16 protein-coding genes are annotated in these 18,386 nt (G+C 69.9%); 6 read left to right on the top strand and 10 right to left on the bottom strand.

Going from position 1 to position 18,386, the window contains the following annotated elements; all coding sequences use genetic code 11:
• Positions 1-23 precede the first annotated feature (23 nt).
• On the top strand, positions 24-908 hold the full coding sequence (locus BW949_RS05490; RefSeq protein WP_076363941.1) for a hypothetical protein: 885 nt from the start codon (positions 24-26) through the stop codon (positions 906-908).
• Between the two features lie 13 nt (positions 909-921).
• On the opposite strand, the gene BW949_RS05485 is transcribed toward BW949_RS05490, so the two are convergent.
• The 8 genes from BW949_RS05485 to BW949_RS05450 form a co-directional block, all read right to left on the bottom strand.
• Complete coding sequence (locus tag BW949_RS05485; protein WP_076363940.1) at positions 922-2,037, bottom strand: THUMP domain-containing class I SAM-dependent RNA methyltransferase; 1,116 nt, start codon at positions 2,035-2,037, stop codon at positions 922-924.
• A gap of 68 nt (positions 2,038-2,105) precedes the next feature.
• The gene (gene dacB / locus BW949_RS05480) at positions 2,106-3,620 is read right to left on the bottom strand and encodes a D-alanyl-D-alanine carboxypeptidase/D-alanyl-D-alanine endopeptidase (RefSeq protein WP_076363939.1); all 1,515 of its coding nucleotides are present in this window, start codon (positions 3,618-3,620) and stop codon (positions 2,106-2,108) included.
• A gap of 132 nt (positions 3,621-3,752) precedes the next feature.
• Positions 3,753-4,364: a nicotinate-nucleotide adenylyltransferase gene (locus tag BW949_RS05475; protein ID WP_076363938.1), complete on the bottom strand. Its 612-nt coding sequence runs from the start codon at positions 4,362-4,364 to the stop codon at positions 3,753-3,755.
• Between the two features lie 254 nt (positions 4,365-4,618).
• Complete coding sequence (locus BW949_RS05470) at positions 4,619-5,698, bottom strand: GGDEF domain-containing protein (protein ID WP_083947599.1); 1,080 nt, start codon at positions 5,696-5,698, stop codon at positions 4,619-4,621.
• Positions 5,695-6,300, bottom strand: a complete 606-nt coding sequence (locus BW949_RS05465; protein WP_076363937.1) for a heme NO-binding domain-containing protein — start codon at positions 6,298-6,300, stop codon at positions 5,695-5,697. Before BW949_RS05465 ends, BW949_RS05470 begins: the two co-directional genes overlap by 4 nt.
• A 114-nt stretch (positions 6,301-6,414) precedes the next feature.
• Entirely contained in the window at positions 6,415-8,136 is a 1,722-nt protein-coding gene (locus tag BW949_RS05460) for a DUF4153 domain-containing protein (protein WP_076363936.1), read from the bottom strand.
• A gap of 162 nt (positions 8,137-8,298) precedes the next feature.
• Positions 8,299-9,030, bottom strand: a complete 732-nt coding sequence (locus BW949_RS05455) for an HAD family hydrolase (protein WP_076363935.1) — start codon at positions 9,028-9,030, stop codon at positions 8,299-8,301.
• Between the two features lie 32 nt (positions 9,031-9,062).
• Positions 9,063-9,347 (bottom strand): DUF3572 domain-containing protein, encoded by a 285-nt coding sequence (locus BW949_RS05450; protein ID WP_076363934.1) that lies wholly within the window; start codon positions 9,345-9,347, stop codon positions 9,063-9,065.
• A 104-nt stretch (positions 9,348-9,451) separates the two neighbouring features.
• On the opposite strand from BW949_RS05450, the gene BW949_RS05445 reads away from it, so the two are divergent.
• The gene (locus BW949_RS05445; RefSeq protein WP_076363933.1) at positions 9,452-10,849 is read left to right on the top strand and encodes a diguanylate cyclase; all 1,398 of its coding nucleotides are present in this window, start codon (positions 9,452-9,454) and stop codon (positions 10,847-10,849) included.
• Between the two features lie 86 nt (positions 10,850-10,935).
• Positions 10,936-11,973, top strand: coding sequence for a M23 family metallopeptidase (locus tag BW949_RS05440; RefSeq protein WP_235816211.1), 1,038 nt, complete (start codon positions 10,936-10,938; stop codon positions 11,971-11,973).
• An 85-nt stretch (positions 11,974-12,058) separates the two neighbouring features.
• Here BW949_RS05440 and tuf read toward each other — a convergent pair whose 3' ends face one another.
• Positions 12,059-13,234, bottom strand: a complete 1,176-nt coding sequence (tuf, locus tag BW949_RS05435; RefSeq protein WP_076363932.1) for an elongation factor Tu — start codon at positions 13,232-13,234, stop codon at positions 12,059-12,061.
• Between the two features lie 103 nt (positions 13,235-13,337).
• Complete coding sequence (gene parC / locus BW949_RS05430) at positions 13,338-15,599, bottom strand: DNA topoisomerase IV subunit A (protein WP_076363931.1); 2,262 nt, start codon at positions 15,597-15,599, stop codon at positions 13,338-13,340.
• 49 nt (positions 15,600-15,648) lie between these two features.
• On the opposite strand from parC, the gene BW949_RS05425 reads away from it, so the two are divergent.
• The 3 genes from BW949_RS05425 (at position 15,649) to BW949_RS05415 (ending at position 18,335) form a co-directional block, all read left to right on the top strand.
• A complete protein-coding gene (locus BW949_RS05425; protein WP_076363930.1) occupies positions 15,649-16,476 on the top strand; it encodes an SDR family NAD(P)-dependent oxidoreductase in 828 nt (275 codons plus the stop codon).
• Between the two features lie 174 nt (positions 16,477-16,650).
• Positions 16,651-17,409, top strand: a complete 759-nt coding sequence (locus tag BW949_RS05420; RefSeq protein ID WP_076363929.1) for an electron transfer flavoprotein subunit beta/FixA family protein — start codon at positions 16,651-16,653, stop codon at positions 17,407-17,409.
• Positions 17,409-18,335, top strand: a complete 927-nt coding sequence (locus BW949_RS05415; protein ID WP_076363928.1) for an electron transfer flavoprotein subunit alpha/FixB family protein — start codon at positions 17,409-17,411, stop codon at positions 18,333-18,335. Before BW949_RS05420 ends, BW949_RS05415 begins: the two co-directional genes overlap by 1 nt.
• The last annotated feature ends 51 nt before the right edge of the window (positions 18,336-18,386 follow it).

Below are 18,386 nucleotides of genomic sequence, written 5' to 3'. Positions count from 1 at the left end.
AGGGCCGATGCTAGGCTAACCCCATGAGCGCGCATCCCGATCCGTATTTCGAGCCCCTCCGCTCGCGTCCCTGGAACGCGGCACTGTCGCGCGCGCGAAAGACCTGCGCCCATGTGCCCAGCATGCTGCACGACGAGGAACAGGCGCTCGTGTTCTGGCTGGCGGCGGAATGGGCCGACGGCCGGGGCCAGAGCGTCGATCTGGGCACCTTCGTCGGCGGGGCGGCGGCGCGCATGGCGGCAGGGCATGCCGAGGCAGGCCATCCGCAGGGCGGCGAGCCCGACCCGGTGCTGGTGCATGCCTATGACTGGTTTCGCGCCAAGCCCCGGATCCGCAACCAATGGCTGGCCCATGCCGGGCAGATCGAAGCCGAGGGCGACGACATCTTGCCGCTGGCGCATCGGCTGACCGCGCCGTGGGAGCATCGGCTGACCTGGTATCGCGGCGATGTCGGCCGGCAGCGCTGGGCCGGGGGCCCGATCGGGATCCTGGTGCAGGACGCCGGGCGCGATGCGCGCGTGGCCGATCATGTCGCCGCGGCCTTCCTGCCGGCGCTTCAACCCGGACGCGGCGTCGTGCTGATCCGCGACATGATGGACCCGGCGCTGCCCTGGCTTGCGGCGCAATTCGACCTGCTGCGGCCCTGGTTCACGCCGATCGCGCAGGTGGGCCGGGCCAGCGTCCTTCTGGGCTGCACCGCCGCGCCCGATCCCGGCGCGCTGGCCGCGATCCGCACCGCGCAGATGACCGACACCGCGCTGGCCGCGGCCGCATCGCGCGCCGCGCAGGCGCTGTCGCCGCAGGTGCCCCTGTCGATGCACCGCGCACAGATGACCTGGCTTCTGGCCAATCCCGGCACGCGCAAGGGCTGGGAGATGCGCCCGCCTCTGGCCGAAACCGCGGCCTGATCCTGCGCGCGTCTCAGCGCAGGATGTCGGTCCGGTGCAGCCAGACCTTCATGCCGCCATGCGCCACCGGCGCCCCCTTGGGCAGGAACGGCAGACCCGTGACCTTGGCCAGCCCGGCATCGGCCGTCACCAGCCCCACGCGCCAGCCCTGAAACCGCGCCTGAAGCACCTGCCCCAGGGTGGCGTAAAGCCCGAACAACAGCTTGCGATTGCCGATCCGCGCGCCATAGGGCGGGTTCACCATGACCAGCCCCGGCCCGCCCTCGGGCGGCACCAGATCCGAAACCGGCTGGCAGGCAAAGCGCGTCCAGCCCTCGACACCCGCACGCGCGGCATTGGCCGTGCTCATGCGGATGGCGCCGGCGTCGCGGTCATAGCCGTGATAGCGCGGAACCGGCGCCGGGCCGGGGCGCGGCGCCCGCATATCGGCCCAGGCGGCGGGGTCGAAACTGGCCAGATCCTCGAAGGCGAAGCGGCGTGCACGTCCCGGCGCCAGCCCCGCCGCGATCTCGGCCGCCTCGATCGGGAAGGTGCCCGAGCCGCACATCGGGTCCACCAGCGGCTCGGTCCCGTCATAGCCGCATTCGCGCAGGAACAGCGCGGCCAGCGTCTCGCGCAGGGGGGCCTTGTTGACCGCCTCCTTGTGGCCGCGCCGGTGCAAAGGCTCGCCCGAGGTATCGAGGCTGAGCGTCACCAGATCGTCCTCGATCCGCGCCATCAGGCGCAACGGCGCATCCTCGGCCACGGGCGCGCCCAGCTCCTCGGTCAGGGCCCGCGCGATCCGCTGGGCCGCGGCACCCGCATGATAGATGCGCGAGCGCCGGCAGGTCGCCTCGACCTTGACCGGCACATCCGCGCGCAGCACCTCGGCCCAGGGAAACTTGCGCGCCCGCTTGTCGAGCTGCGCCAGATGCATCGCCCGGAACGCCCCGATCCGCGCCAGCACCTTCGCGGCGCCGCGCATCTCGAGATTGGCGCGCCAGACCTCGGGCCAGCCGCCGCGGAAGGCGATGCCCCCCGCCACGGGTTCGGCCCCGGCAAAGCCCCTTTCGCGGGCCTCCTCCAGAAGCGGGCCCTCGAGGCCGGGCGTGGCGACGAGGAAGATCTCGAAATCATCAGTGGTGTCCATCGCGCCCGCATAGCCCGAAAACCCGGCCCAGGCGAGCCCCCATGATCCGGCGCGCGCCGGACCGCAGCTCAGCGCCCGTAGACCATGCCCCAGCGCTCGATCAGCTGCTGTTGCAGGCGCTTGGACCGGCCCACCCAGGCGCGCGAGCCTTCGGGGCGTTCCACGCGCCCGGCCGCCTGCCGCAGCCCCATGTTCGCCGTCGAGATGGCAAAGACCAGATCGGTGCCGTCCGGCGCGGTCATGTAGCCGGTCAGCGTCGACACGAAATTCAGCGTCCCGGTCTTGGCGTCGACCCGGATCGGGTGGTTGTCCTGAACCCGGCCCTGCGCGTCGCGCAACGGAATGCGCTTGAGGATCGGGCGCAGGCCCGCGCGGCCGCCCAGCCCGACGATGGCCGAGACCATCTCGGCCGGCGGGATGCGCGAGGCCACGCCCAGCCCGGAATGATCGACGAAGCGCGCGCCCTGCGCGCCCGAAGCGCTGCGCAGCCAGTCGGTCATGGCGCGGGCCGAGGCGCGGATATCGCCGCGCTGACCCCGGCCAAGACTTGCGGCCATGCCCACGGCTTCGGCGGTCATGTTGTTGGAATATTTCAACATCTCGCGCAGGATATCGCGCAGGGCACGGCTGTCGTGATCCACGACCACCTCGCCGCCCGGCAGGGTCTGGACCGGCTGGGGGGCGGGCAGCGGCGTGCCTTGCGCGCGCGCCAGCGTCTGGAACACATCGCCGGCATAGAGATCGGGCCGGCGCACCGGCAGCCAGCGGCTGCCGCGCTGGCTGAGCGAGGCCGCGGCCACGGTCCATTCCTCGCGCCCGTCATGCTCGGCATAGGTGAAAAGCGGGCTCTTGCGGTTGGCCAGCGTGACGCGCACCGAATAGACCTTGGGCGCGATATGTTCGCTGGCGGCATCCATGCCCAGCCGATAGCCGTTCTGCCCGCGGGCCCAGACCAGTTGCACGCGGTTGTAATTGAGGTTGATCCCCGAGACGGCGGGGTTGTAGCCGACATGCTCGGGCTGATCGCCGGCGATCTCGTGGGCGAAGGGCAGCGCGCCGGCCCAGACCAGGAACCGCCCGGTGATACCGGTCACCCCGCGCGCCCGCAGCGCCCGCGCCATGGCCGCCAGGTCATCGGTGTCGAGCGTGGGATCCCCGCCCCCCGCCAGGATCAGGTCGCCGCGGATCTGGCCGCCCGAGATCGGCCCCGTGGCGATCAGCCGGGTCTTGAAGCGCGCCTCGGCATGCAGCGTGTCGAGCGCATAGAGCGCGGTGATCGTCTTGGCGGTCGAGGCCGGCGGCAGCGCCTTGCCGCCCGCGCGCGTTTCCAGCACCAGCCCGGTGCGCGCATCCGCCAGCGCATAGGCCACATCGCCCCCCAGATCGGCGGCGCGGATCAGATCCTCGGCCGAGGGGGCGCCCACGCGGGCCGACGCCGGCGCCGCAACCGCATTGGTGACCATCGCCGGAACCAGCGCCGCGCCCGCCCGCCCCAGGGTCGGAAGACGCGCGCCCTGCGCCAGCGTGGCCTCGCCCAGGCCCGAGGCCAGCCCCGCCAGAAGCATGCGTCGCGTCAGTGTCATTCGCGAGCTCCCCACACCCTGCCCCGACGGCCCCGGCGCCGTGAGGGGCGGTGCGTTTCCTCCGGTCTAGCGCGGCCGCAGGCCCTGCATCAAGGGCGGGGTCAACAGGCCGCCGCCCCTTTCGGCGCAGCGTCACCGCGATGCCGCACCCTGTGACCGGCGCGCGCGCAGAAGGCTCGAGGACAGGTCCAGCATGGGCAGGTCCACGAAACACCAGGCCGGCGGCGGCATCAGCGCCAGCCGCCCCGCGGCATCGGCCGGCAGGCGCGCGCGCGCATAGGCCCGCGCCGCCGGCGACAGGCGCGCGCGGATCTGCCAGCCCGGACGCGCCAGCACCCCCACCGGCACCTGCGCCATGATCGCGCGCCAATTGTCCCAGCGGTGAAAGCCCATCAGGTTGTCGGCGCCCATCAGCCAGACGAAGCGCACACCGGGATAGAGCGCGCCCAGCCGCGCCAGCGTGTCGGCGGTGAAACGGGTGCCCAGCTGCGCCTCGATCGCGGTGACCTCGACCCTGGGATGGCGCATCAACGCCCGCGCCCGCGCCACCCGCAGCGGCATCGGCGCCGGCGCATGGGCCTTGAGCGGGTTGCCGGGGCTGACCAGCCACCAGACCCGGTCCAGCCCGAACCGCCGCAGCGCCTCGCGGGTGATGCGGACATGGCCGTCATGGGCCGGATCGAACGACCCGCCCAGAAGCCCGATCCGCATGCCGGGAAGCGCGATGGGAAATCCCTGTTTCATAACCGTTGCCTAGCGCATCGGCGCCGCTGGCGGAATAGCTTTCGCAAGCGACGTGGCGGCGCGCGCCTGTCCGAAGATGCCGCCCCGAGAACCCGGCCGCGCCCGCCCGTCCACCCGCCCAATCAATGCGCCCCTGTCCGCCACCCATCCTGGTCAACACATCCCGGTCAGCCCATCCCGCAGCCGGGCCGGTGGCGCGGGGCATCCCGTGCGGGCGCATCCCGTGTGGTTGTGTGTCGGAGTGGGGCGCTCGCTCAGGCCTCGGCGGCCCGCGGGGCGGCAACGCCCCCGACCGGACCACCGGGCACACGCGGCCCCTCGGCCACGGTGCAGCAGCCCCGGCCGGCGCGCTTGGAGACATAGAGCGCGGCATCGGCATCGGCCAGCATGCGCTCGGCCTCCGGGGGGCGGTAATCGCTCGAGATCGCCACGCCCATGCTGGCCGAGACCCGGCAGGGCTGCCCGTCGGCCAGTTCGGCGGTCTCGAGCCGGGCGATGATGCGTTCGCCCAGTGCCTTCAGGCGCGGGCGCGACACCGTCCCGCGCAGCACCATGACGAATTCGTCGCCCCCGATCCGCGCCACCATGTCCGAGCGCCGGGTTTCCTCGCGCAGGATCTCGGCGGCGCGCGCCAGAACGCCGTCGCCCGCGGCATGACCGAGGGTGTCGTTGACCTCCTTGAAGTGGTCAAGGTCGATATGCGCCAGCGCGAAGGGCGAGCCCCCGCGCGCCGCCAGCGCCACGACGCGCTCCAGCTCCTGCTCGAGCGCGCGGCGGTTGGCCAGGCCGGTCAGCGGATCGGACATCGCCTGGGCCTCGGCCTCGCGGCGGGCGTCCTCGAGACGCTCGTTCAGCGCACGCAGCTCGGCCATCACCCCCGAGCGCGATTCGTTGAGGAAGAGAAGCTCCATCGCCATGTCGGTGGGCGCGAAATCGGCATCGGTCAGGTCGTGCGCGCGCACCGCCGCGATCAGCCCGATCCCGAAGGACAGCGCGACCAGGATGCCGACCCCGCCCGAGGGGCCGCAGGTCGCATCGCCGATGGGCACGGCATGTCCGCGCAGCACGCAATCGGGATGCGCCTTCAGACGCAGCTTGATCCGGCGCGCGCGCTCGGGGTCTTGCGCCATCTGCCACAGCTGCGCCTCGGTGCCGCCGCACCCTTCCATGCGGATATGATCCGACGCATGGGCGCCCACCGCATCCGCACCCACCAGCTTGGTCAGCGTCGGCCCCATCGCGCGGATCATGCCGTCGGTGTCCAGCCACAGGAACATCGGCATCAGCCGCCCCAGGGTGACGGCATCGAGACAGAGGCGCGCCGCCGCACTCACGAGGCGACCCCTTGCGGCAGGACCAGATCGAACCGCCGCCCCGAGGCAAAGCGGGCCTCGTGGAGCGTGATCTCGACCCGTTCGATCCCCGGACGGCCCTGCCGGGGCGGTTCGGCCGAGACCATCTCGATCAGCACGAGCGCGCCGTAATCATCGGCCATGGCCCGCAGAAGACCGGTGAAGACCGCGCCCCAGCCTTCGGTTTCGGCCCGCACCTCAAGGGTGAATTGCCCGTCCGCCCGCGCGCGCAGCGACAGCGACGGCAGTTCCAGATCCGGCAGCGCCATCTGCGCCCGGCCCTGCAATTCGTTCAGCGAGAACAGGAAATCGGCGTAGTCCATGCCCCCGAAACGCAGGAGGCGGCGCAGGGTTTCGCGGCTGATGAGATGCGCGCCCAGATCCTCGAGAAAGGCCTCGCGGCGGCGACCCAGGCGCAGCGCGGCGGTCTCGATCAAGGCCAGGGTCATGGTGTCATCGTATTGGAGCAGCGCCTCGAACCCATCCGCAGGCGCACCGACAAGCACGGCGATCTCGGCCCACAGCGACGCGCCGTAGACATCGACGATGAACTGCTGGATCGATCGGTTGACGATACCGTGCATGACCAAGTCCTCTCCTTGGGCATGACGTTAGGGACGCGGCCTTAAAAAATACCTTATTCAGGCCTTCTTTCTTTGAACAATCCGGTTCACCGGCGGTCAGGGTGGCATGGGCCGTCAGGGCAAGACGACCAGACGAACCCCCCCCAGTTCAAGCGCCATGAGACCCGCCGGCACGCGGCGGATGCTGCGGATCGCCTCCTCGGTGGTGTCGGCGCGCGCCGCAAGATCGGGCGTGATCTCGACGATGCGCCCGCTCAGCCGCCAGCCCTCCGGGGTATGGACAAAGAGATGGGTCGAATATTCCGGGGTGAAGCGTTCGGTCCGCTTGAGAAGGATCGCCTCCTCGCCCGGCACGTCGGGCAACAGGTCGGCCGACAGCAGATAGCAGCCCTCGGCGCAGACATTGGCGTAGCTTTCGACCTCGGTCGGGTCGAGATCGGCCACGATCTCGGCGAAGCGCACCGAACCGAAGATCGTCGGGGCGTTCTCGATCAGCCGGGCATCGCGTTCGGCATCGGGGTGGGCCCGGCGCATCGCCGCCAGTTCCCAGCGGCTCTCGGCGGCGTCATAACGCGCGATCTCGGCGGCAAGCGCGGGGGTGTCGGCGCTGCGCGCACGCAGATCGGCCAGCGCCGCCTTGCCGGCCCGGCCCCATTCGCCCCGGCCCATTTCCCAAAGCGGCAGATCCTGCGGCGCGGCGCGCCCGTCGGCAAAGCGCTCCATCTGGCTGCGGGTCGACATCGTCTCGGCATCGAGCAGCGGCGAGAACCACAGGCCCGCCATGCAGACCCCCGCGATCGCCATGATCCGGTTCGAGCTGCGGATGCGCTGTTTCCAGCCGCTGCGGCGCAGGACCGACAGGGCATAGAGAACGGCATAGCCCAGCACCCCCACCGCCACCATCGCCGCGGCAACCCGGTCGGGCGTCAGGCCGTAACGGGTGATGCGCACCGTCACCGCCCAGGCCGCCAGCCCCCCCAGAAGCGGCAGCGTCAGCGCCAGGATGCGCGTGACCCAGCCCATCAGCGCGCCGCGCACGCCGTCGTCGTCGCATTGGTCCACGCTGATCGAGATCAGCCCCACCGCGGCCAGCGCCACGCCCATCAGCATGGCGGCCGTCGACAGCGGGCCGAACAGCAGGTCCAGCCCGCGGAAGGGCACCGCCGCCAGAAAGACCAGCGTCACCACCAGGATCAGCGGTTCGAGCAGGCGCAGGAGGCGCAGCAGCAGATAGGGCGAGACCAGATCCGCCATCTCGCCCACCACCGCCAGCCCCAGCCCCATCACCGCCCCCGACAGAACCCAGCCGAAGAGGGGCTCGTTCAGGATCTGGCTGAAGACATCGAGCCCGACGATCCGCAAGAGTTCAGCCGAGGCCCAGAGCGAGATCCAGACCACCCCCAGAAACGAGGCCGCCGCGGCATAGCGCACGACGATGTTCCAGGAATTCATGAACAATGTTGGGTAATGCGCCCAGCCCTGCGGCCCCAGCTGCATCCGCGCCATCAAAAAGGGCAGCGGCACCCCGGTCAGGATCAGTCCGGCCAGAACCGTATGCCCGGAGGCCAGATATTCCGACACCGTGTCAAAGCGATACGACCCGGCGACCACGAAGCCGGTGACAAAGGCCGCCAGCACGCCCGCCATCGCCATTGCGCGACGAACGCCCAGATCGTTCAGCATGGCCAGCCCGGTTCCGAAGAAGACGCCCGCGGCAACGCTGCTGGCCAGGGCGGCCCGCGGCAGCGCGGCATCGGGCAGGATCTCGGCATTCAGCCAGGCGGCCAGCCCGGCCAGCACCCCGATCAGCACATGAACGATCCGGTTCCGCGACATGGCGATGCCCTCTTCCCTCATCGGCCCCGCCAGGCGGCGGCAGGCCCTTGAAAACGCTAGCCCCGCATCGCGGCGATGGCCAGCCCGCGCGGCGTGGGCGCGATCAGGCCCAGGCCCGCGGTATCAGCCCGCCCTCTCAGCCCACCGTCTAAGCCCGCCGTCTCAGGGCGCGACACCGGCCGGCGCCCCGGCATCGAGCCAGACCTCGAGCGCGCCGATATGGGGCAGCACCGCATGGGCGTGCGGCGCCAGATCCCCGGCGGTGGCAAAGCCGCTCAGCACGCCCACGCCGCGCATGCCCGCCGCCTGGGCCGCGGCCAGATCGTGCAGGCTGTCGCCCACCATCGCCACCTGCGCGGGGTCAAGATCGAACCGGTCGGCAAAGGCCAGCAACTGCCCCGCCTCGGGCTTGCCGCCATAGCCCGAATCGGCCCCGGCGATGAAATCGAAGGCCGTCTCGGCACCGACCGCGCGCAGATGCGCCCGCGCCGGCGCCTCGCTGTCGTTGGTGGCCACGCCCAGCCGCAGCCCGCGCCCGCGCAACCGCGCCAGCAGCGGGCCCAGCGGCACGACCTCGGCCTGGGGCGCGGCGCTGGCGCGGGCGTTCATCCGTGCGATCAGCCCGGCCGCATCCATGCCCGGAAGATGCGGCAGCAAAAGGCGCGCCACGCCGTCGGCAGTGCCTGCGATCACCGGGCTGGTGCGCTCGAACCGGCCCGGACCGCCCGCGGGGTCGAAGACATAGCCCACCGCCGCGCCCATCCGCGCCGCATGGGCCGCATCGCCCTCGGCCAGATCGAGAAGCAGCCCCCGCGACCAGGCGCACCAGGTCGCCTCGAAATCAAAGAGCGTGCCGTCCTTGTCGAAGATGAGCGCCTTGATCGCCCCTGTCACGGCTGCCTCCTCCTGCGTGGCCGCATCCCGGCTCAGGTCCAGTTCATGCCCGCCCGGCCCGCCAGAACCTGGCGCGCCAGCATCGGCAGCGCGGGGTCTATCCCCTGATCGCGCGCGAAGGCCAGAACCCAGTCGTCACGTTGCAGCAGGTAATCCAGAACCGCCAGCAGAAATCCGCGATCGCCCGCCACCTGCGCCAGATCCTCGGGCGCAAGACCCGTCGCCGACAGGAAGCCCCCGGCGATCTCGGGATCGCCCGCCAGCCAGATCGTTGCCGAAGCCGCCAGGTCCTCGGCGGTATCTTGCCCGATGCGCATAATCTTGCCACCTTTTGTTGCTGTATTCCGCCGGAAAGGCTTTATTAACCTTTTAAAACAAATGATGACCGCATTGGCAGTGCCAGTAAAGGAGCGTGCCCGTCGTGGCAGGAAAAATCCTTATAGTCGATGATGTTGCGACCAACCGAGTCGTCTTGCGCGTGAAGCTTTCGGGCGCGCGCTATGTCACGATTCAGGCCGCCAGCGGCGCCGAGGCCCTGCGCCTTGCGCGGGCGGAACGGCCCGACCTGATTCTTCTGGATCTCCAGCTTCCCGACCGCAACGGCATCGACATCTGCCGGGAGTTGAAATCCGACCCGCTGACCTATTCGATCCCGATCATCGTGGTGACCGCCTTCGCCACGCCCGAGGCCCGGATCGCCGCGCTCAAGGCCGGCGCCGAAGATTTCATGCCCAAGCCGCTGGACGAACTGGTCCTGCTGGCCCGCCTGCGCAGCCTGATGCGGATGCGCGAAAGCGACGAAGAATTGCGCCTGCGCGAGAGCACCTGCCGCGAGCTGGGCTTTGCCGAACATGGCACCCAATTCGTCCGGCCTGCCCGCGTGGCGCTGATCGCGCCGTCGCGCGACGTGTCGGCGGCGTGGAAACGCGCGCTGACCCCCTGCCTGCGCAATTCCGAACTGGTGGTGATGAACCGCGACGAGGCCCTGTCCGAGGCCACCGGCCACACCGCCCCCGACGCCTTCGTGATCGCGGCCGATCTGGGCCGCCCCGGCGAGGGGCTGCGGCTGATGTCCGAACTGCGCTCGCGCGCGGCGACGCGCCATGCCGCGGTCTGCATCGGCGTCAACGCGACCATGCGCGAAACCGCGGCGGTGGCGCTCGACCTCGGGGCGTCGGATCTGGTGCCCAGCGACCTGACCGCCCCCCGCGCCGCCGAGGAAACCGCCCTGCGCATCGAGGTGCAGCTCAAGCGCAAGCGGATCGCCGACCAGCTGCGCGATTCGGTGGCCGACGGGCTGCGCCTTGCGGTGACCGACCCGCTGACCGGGCTCTATAACCGCCGCTATGCGCTGCCGCATCTGGCGCGCATCGCCAAGCGCGCGGGCGAGACCGGGCGGCCCTATGCGGTGATGGTGCTCGACCTCGATCACTTCAAGTCGGTCAATGACACCTACGGCCATGCCGCGGGCGATGCCGTTCTGGTGGATGTGGCCCGCCGGATCGCGCGCAACATGCGCGAAACCGATCTGGTCGCCCGCATCGGCGGCGAGGAATTCCTGATCGTCATGCCCGAGACCGTGCTCGAGGATGCGCATCGCGTGGCCGAACGGCTGTGCACCACCCTCGATGCGCGCCCGGTCGAGATCGCCGGCACCGACCAGCAGATCCCGGTGACCGTCTCCATCGGCCTGGCAATGGGCGGCGGCGAGACCGGCGCCCCGGATTTCGAGACCGCGCTGGTGCGCGCGGACATGGCGCTGCTCGAGGCCAAGGCCGGCGGACGCAACCATGTCACCATCAGCGCCTCGGCCGCCTGACGTCGGGCCAGCTGCTGCCGGCGCGGATGGACAGCGCCCCCTGCCCGCCCCTATCGTCGCAGGCATCCGCGCTTCAGGACGACGCCATGCCCCAGCCCCCTTGCCCTGCCGCCGCGCCGCAGCTTCGGCGCCTTGCACTGACCCTCGCGCTGGCGCTGGGGGCAAGCGGGGCGATGGGCGCGGCCGGGGCATTGGCGCAGACGACGCCCGGCGATGCGCCGCGGCTGTCGCTGCCGCTGGAGTGCACGCTGGATCAGACCTGCTTCATCCAGAACGCCTTTGACCGCGACCCCGGCCCCGGCGTGCGCGATCACGGCTGCGGCGCGCTCAGCTATGACGGCCACCGCGGCACCGATTTCGCGCTGCCCTCGCTTGCGGCGATGCGCGCGGGGGTGGATGTGCGCGCAGCCGCTCCCGGCCGCGTGACCGGCACCCGCGACGGCGAGGAAGACGGCGCCTTCCTGACGGGCGCCGATCTTGGCGGGCGCGACTGCGGCAACGGCGTGATGATCGACCACGGCAACGGCTGGCGCACCCAATATTGCCACCTGGCGCGTGGTTCGATCACCGTGCGCCCCGGCACGACGGTCGCGCGCGGGGCGGTGCTGGGGCGGGTCGGCCTGTCGGGGCGCAGCGAATTTCCCCATGTCCACCTGAGCGTCTTTCACGGCGAGACTCGCGTGGACCCCTTCGCCCCCGATGCAGCAGAGGCCTGCGATCCGGCGGCCAGCGGGCTGTGGGACCCGCCCCTGCCCTATCGCCCCGGCGGGCTGATCGCGGTGGGGATCACCCCCTTCATGCCCGATTACGACACCGTCAAGGCCGGGCCGCCCGCCGCGACCACGCTGCCCGCCAAGGCGCCTGTGCTGGTGCTCTGGGCCCATGCCTTCGGGGCGCGCGCCGGCGACGAGATCGCGCTGGAGCTGGCCGGGCCATCCGGGGTGCTGGTGCGCAACCGCGAAAGCCTGCCCCGCGCCCAGGCCCGGTTCTTTCGCGCCGCGGGCAAGCGCAACCCCGGCGGCGTGCAGGGCTGGCCTGCGGGCGTCTACAGCGGCACCGTGCAGCTTCTGCGCGCGGGCCAGATCCTCGAGCGCCGCGCCATCCGCATCCGGATCGAGGGCTGATCCCTCATCCCCCCGCCGCGGCACGCAGACATGAAAAGGGCCGCCCCGAAGGGCGGCCCGATCCGTTTCAACCCGATGGGGTCGATTACTCGATGATTTTCGAGACGACGCCGGCGCCGACGGTGCGGCCGCCTTCGCGGATGGCGAAGCGCAGTTTCTCTTCCATGGCGATCGGGGCGATCAGTTCGACCTCGAACTTCAGGTTGTCACCCGGCATCACCATTTCCGTGCCTTCCGGCAGTTTCACCGTGCCCGTCACGTCGGTCGTGCGGAAGTAGAACTGCGGGCGGTAGTTGGCGAAGAACGGCGTGTGACGGCCACCTTCTTCCTTGGTCAGGATGTAGGCCTCGGCCTCGAACTTGGTGTGCGGCTTCACCGAGCCGGGCTTGCACAGCACCTGGCCGCGCTCCACGCCGTCACGGTCCACGCCGCGCAGCAGCGCGCCGATGTTGTCGCCCGCCTCACCGCGATCCAGCAGCTTGCGGAACATCTCGACGCCCGTGCACACCGTCTTCTTGGTGTCGCGGATCCCCACGATCTCGATCTCGTCGCCGACGTTGATCACACCGCGTTCCACACGCCCGGTCACCACCGTGCCGCGGCCCGAGATCGAGAACACGTCCTCGATCGGCATCAGGAACGGCTGGTCAACCGCACGTTCCGGCGTCGGGATGTAGCTGTCGCAGGCTTCCAGCAGCGCGCGGATCGACTTCTCGCCGATTTCCTCGTCGCGGCCTTCCAGAGCGGCCAGAGCCGACCCCTTGATGATCGGGATGTCGTCGCCGGGGTAGTCGTAGGACGACAGAAGCTCGCGCACTTCCATCTCGACCAGCTCCAGCAGTTCCTCGTCATCCACCTGGTCAACCTTGTTCAGGTAAACCACCATGAACGGAATGCCGACCTGACGGCCCAGCAGGATGTGTTCGCGCGTCTGCGGCATCGGGCCGTCGGCCGCGTTCACAACCAGGATCGCGCCGTCCATCTGCGCCGCACCCGTGATCATGTTCTTCACGTAGTCGGCGTGGCCGGGGCAGTCCACGTGCGCGTAGTGACGGCTCTCCGTCTCGTATTCAACGTGCGCCGTCGAGATCGTGATCCCGCGCGCCTTCTCTTCCGGCGCGCCGTCGATCTGGTCGTAGGCCTTGAACTCGCCGAAGTATTTCGTGATCGCAGCCGTCAGCGTCGTCTTCCCGTGGTCAACGTGGCCGATCGTGCCGATGTTGACGTGCGGTTTCGTCCGTTCAAACTTTGCCTTTGCCATGTCGCGGGCGCCTCTGGTTTAGGGGGCCGGATGGCCCGATTCAACTTCGCGCGTTCCCTATTGGGTCGCACGGGAAAAATCAAGCCCGCTTGGCACGCAAGGCTCAGGATGTAAAGCGGTTGTCACGCGGGAACCCGCGCGGGGCCATGCGCCCGGTTCCGGCCCGCTTGCCCAGCCATTCGGTCAGGTCGCGTTCTGTGCGGGTGCGCCCGGCGGGGTCTTTCCAGCTCAGCCCCTCGGCCAGGGTGAAGGTCTGCGCATCCGACAGCCCGCCGTCCTTGTATTTCTGGAGCCGAACCCCCTTGCCGCGCGCCATTTCGGGCAGTTCCTCGAGCGCAAAGACCAGCATCTTGCGATTCTCGCCGACCACGGCGACGTGATCGCCCGCAACCGGACGGCAGACCGCGGTCCGGGCCCCGCCGCGCAGGTTCAGCACCTGCTTGCCGGCCTTGGTCTGCGCCACCAGATCCTCGGCCGGGGCGATGAACCCATCCCCCTCCGAGGAGGCCATCAGGAACTTCTGCCCCGGCCGCACGACGACCAGCCCGGTGATCGCGGCCTCGTTGGGCAGATCGACCATCAGGCGCACGGGCTCGCCCATGCCGCGGCCGCCGGGCAGGTTGGCCCCCAGAAGCGTGTAGACCCGCCCGTTCGAGCCGATCAGAAGGATGCGGTCGGTGGTCTCGGCGTGGATGGCAAAGCCCGGCCCGTCGCCGTCCTTGAACTTGACCTCGGCATCCAGCGGCTGGTGCCCCTTCATCGCCCGGACCCAGCCCATGCGCGAACAGATGACGGTGATCGGCTCGCGCTCGATCATCGCCTCGATCGGCACTTCCTCGACGGTGCCGGCCTCGGCAAAGCCGGTCCGGCGCGCGCCGCCCGGCGCCTCCTTGCCGAAGAGGCGGCGCACCTCGGCCAGCTCGGCGGAGATGCGCGCCCATTGCCGGCCCTCGTCCTCGAGCAGCGCCACCAGATCGGCGCGCTCGGCGGTCAGGGTCTCGTGCTCGCGGCGCAGCTCCATTTCCTCGAGCTTGCGCAGGCTGCGCAGGCGCATGTTCAGGATCGCCTCGACCTGCGGCTCGGTCAGGAAGACGCCGCCGCCCCAATCCTCGGCCAGCATGACCGCCTTGGGGTCATCCTCGGTGCGGATGATCTGGATCACCCGATCCAGGTTCAGGAAGGCGATGATGTAACCGGCCAGCACCTCGAGACGCGCGTCGATCTTCTCGACCCGGTGGCGGGCGCGGCGCACCAGCACCTCGCGGCGGTGATCGAGGAAGGCGCGCAGCACCTCGGAAAGCGCGCAGACCTTGGGCACGCGGCCGTCGATCAGCACGTTCATGTTGAGGCTGAAGCGGATCTCGAGGTCCGAATTCCGGAACAGCATCCCCATCAGCATCTCGGGCTCGACCGTGCGGGCGCGCGGCTCGAGGATGATGCGCACATCCTCGGCGCTCTCGTCGCGGACATCGGCCAGCGCGGGCACCTTGCGGGTCTGGATCAGCTCGGCCAGGCGCTCGATCAGCTTGGATTTCTGCACCTGATAGGGGATCTCGGTGACCACGATCTGCCAGGTGCCACGGCCCAGATCCTCCTGATGCCAGCGCGCGCGCAGCCGGAAGGCGCCGCGGCCGGTGCGATAGGCCTCGAGGATGTTCTCGGGCGGCTCGACCAGCACGCCGCCGGTCGGGAAATCGGGACCGGGGATGTGGCGCACCAGCTCGTCGTCGGTGATCGCGGGATTGTCGATCATCGCCTGACAGCCGGCGATCAGCTCGTCGAGGTTGTGCGGCGGCACGTTCGTCGCCATCCCCACCGCGATGCCGCTGGCGCCATTGGCCAGAAGGTTGGGGAAGGCCGCGGGCAGAACCACGGGCTCTTCCAGCGTGCCGTCGTAATTGGGGCGGAAGTCGACCGCGTTCTCGGCCAGCCCCTCCATCAGCATCTCGGCGGCGCGGGTCAGCCGGGCCTCGGTATAGCGGCTGGCGGCGGGGCCGTCGCCGTCGATGTTGCCGTAATTTCCCTGCCCGTCGACCAGCGGATAGCGCATGGCAAAGGGCTGGGCGAGACGCGCCATCGCGTCATAGATCGCGGCATCGCCATGGGGGTGATAATTCCCCATCACGTCGCCCGAGATCTTGGCCGACTTGCGGAACCCGCCCGTGGGCGCCAGCTTCAGTTCGCGCATGGCAAACAGGATGCGGCGATGCACGGGCTTCAGGCCGTCGCGCGCATCGGGCAGCGCCCGGTGCATGATCGTGGACAGCGCATAGGTCAGATACCGTTCGCCGATGGCCCGCGAGAGGGGCTCGGACAGGGTCAGACCTTCATCATGGGGCTGGGGATCGTCGGTGGCGTCGCTCATGGCTTGGGTGTAAACGGGGCCGCAGCACAGGTCCAGACGGAAGGCGCCGATGACACGCACGATCCTGATCACCGGATGTTCGTCGGGCATCGGCCACGACGCCGCACATGGGCTGAAGGCGCGCGGCTGGCGGGTGCTGGCCACCTGCCGCAAGCCCGAGGACGTGGCGCGGCTGACCGAGGCGGGGCTGGAGAGCTTCGTTCTGGACATGGCCAGCCCCGAGAGCATCGCCGCCGGGGTCGAGACGCTGATCGACCGCACCGGCGGGCGCATCGACGCGCTTTACAACAACGCTGCCTTCGCCTGTCCCGGCGCGGTCGAGGACGTGCCCCCCGGTGCCCTGCGCGAGATCTTCGAGGTCAACCTGATCGGCCTGCACGACCTGACGCGGCGGGTCATCCCGCTGATGCGCGCGCAGGGCTTCGGGCGAATCGTCAATTGCTCGTCGGTGCTGGGGCTGGTGGGCATCCGCTGGCGCGGCCCCTATGTCGCCACCAAATTCGCGCTCGAGGGGCTGACCGACGTGCTGCGCCTCGAGATGGCCGACACCCCGATCAAGGTGATCCTGCTCGAACCCGGCCCCATTGCCACCCGCATCCGGCAGAACTCGATCCCGCATTTCGAGAAATGGATCGACTGGGAAAACAGCCCGCGCGTCGGGCAATACCGCGCGTCGCTCCTGCGCAGGCTCTACGAGCCCGGCGCGCCGGATCGCTGGCAATTGCCGCCCGCGGCGGTGACCAGGGCGCTGATCCATGCCGTCGAAAGCCCGCGCCCGCGCGCGCGGTACGCCATCACCACCCCCACGAAACTGATGGCACTGGCGCGGCGCGTGCTGCCCACCCCGGCGCTGGACTGGCTGGCCGCCAAGGGCTGAGCCGCCCGCGCGCACCGCCGATCGGCACGGAGAACGGACCGACGTGACGTTCCCATGCTGCGACGCGTCGATTTTTTTCTGTCCTTGGCGGGGGCGATTGGGTAACAAACCTGCCGAACCGATTGCCGGCCGCCGATCCGGGGGCCACGAAATGTCGAAAGGGAGACACCGCCGATGAAGGTCCTCGTGCCTGTCAAGCGCGTGATCGACTACAACGTGAAGGTCCGTGTGAAAGCGGATGGCACGGGCGTCGATCTTGCCAACGTGAAGATGTCGATGAACCCCTTTGACGAGATCGCCGTGGAAGAGGCGATCCGTCTGAAGGAAAAGGGCGCGGCCGATGAGATCGTCGTGGTCTCGATCGGCGTGAAACAGGCCGCCGAGACGCTGCGCACCGCGCTGGCGATGGGCGCCGACCGTGCCATCCTGGTCGTGGCCGCCGATGACATCCATCAAGACATCGAGCCGCTGGCCGTGGCCAAGATCCTGGCCAAGGTCGTGGCCGAGGAACAGCCCGGCCTGGTCATCGCCGGCAAGCAGGCGATCGACAACGACATGAACGCCACCGGGCAGATGCTCTCGGCGCTTCTGGGCTGGAGCCAGGCGGCCTTCGCCTCGGCCCTCGACATCGCCGACGGCGCCGCGCGCGTCACCCGCGAGGTGGACGGCGGCCTGCAAACGATCAGCGTGAAGCTGCCGGCGATCGTGACCGCCGACCTGCGCCTGAACGAGCCGCGCTATGCCTCGCTGCCCAACATCATGAAGGCGAAGAAGAAACCGCTCGACGAGAAGACCGCCGCCGATTACGGCGTCGATGTCACGCCGCGCCTGACCCCCGTCAAGACCGCCGAACCGGCGGGCCGCGCGGCGGGGATCAAGGTCGGCTCGGTCGACGAGCTGGTGGGCAAACTCAAGGACGCGGGGGTGATCTGATGGCCGTTCTCCTGATTGCCGAAATGCATGGCAGCCAACTGGCGCTGGACGCGACCGCCAAGGCGCTGAATGCGGTGAAATCGCTGGGCCCGGTCGAGGTGCTGGTCGCGGGCCAGAACGTGGCCGATGCCGCCGCGGCGGCCGGTGCGCTTGACGGCGTGTCCAAGGTTCTGGTGGCCGATGATGCCGCGCTGGCGCATGGGCTGGCCGAACCGCTGGCCGCGCTGATCGTGTCGCTGGCGCCGGGGCATGGCCATATCGTGGCGCCCTCGACCGCCTCGGCCAAGAACGTGCTGCCGCGTGTGGCCGCGCTTCTCGACGTGATGATCCTGTCGGACGTCACCGCCGTGATCGACGCCGACACCTTCGAGCGCCCGATCTACGCCGGCAACGCCATGCAGACGGTGAAGTCCGCCGATCCGGTGAAGGTCGCCACCATCCGCACCGCCAGCTTCGACGCCGCCGGTGCCGGCGGTTCGGCGCCCGCGGAAGCCGTGGCGGTGCCCGCCGATCCGGCGCTGAGCCAATGGGTCGAGGACAAGGTGGCCGAAAGCGACCGCCCCGAGCTGACCTCGGCCAAGGCGGTCGTGTCGGGCGGCCGCGGCGTGGGCTCGGAAGAGAACTTCGCCGTGATCGAGAAACTGGCCGACAAGCTGGGCGCCGCCGTGGGCGCCAGCCGCGCCGCCGTCGACTCGGGCTTTGCGCCCAACGACTGGCAGGTGGGTCAGACCGGCAAGGTCGTGGCGCCCGAACTCTATGTCGCCGTGGGCATCTCGGGGGCGATCCAGCACCTTGCGGGGATGAAAGATTCGAAGGTCATCGTCGCCATCAACAAGGACGAGGAAGCCCCGATCTTCCAGGTGGCCGATTACGGCCTGGTGGCCGATCTCTTCGACGCCGTGCCCGAGCTGACCGAGAAGCTCTGAGCGCCCTTCGGCCCGGAGCATGCGAACGCCGCCCCGCGAGGGGCGGCGTTT

This window comes from Phaeovulum vinaykumarii, from assembly GCF_900156695.1.
Classification (GTDB): domain Bacteria; phylum Pseudomonadota; class Alphaproteobacteria; order Rhodobacterales; family Rhodobacteraceae; genus Bieblia_A; species Bieblia_A vinaykumarii.
Note: the sequence above shows the minus strand (reverse complement) of the source record. Positions and strands in the feature narration are given on the sequence as shown.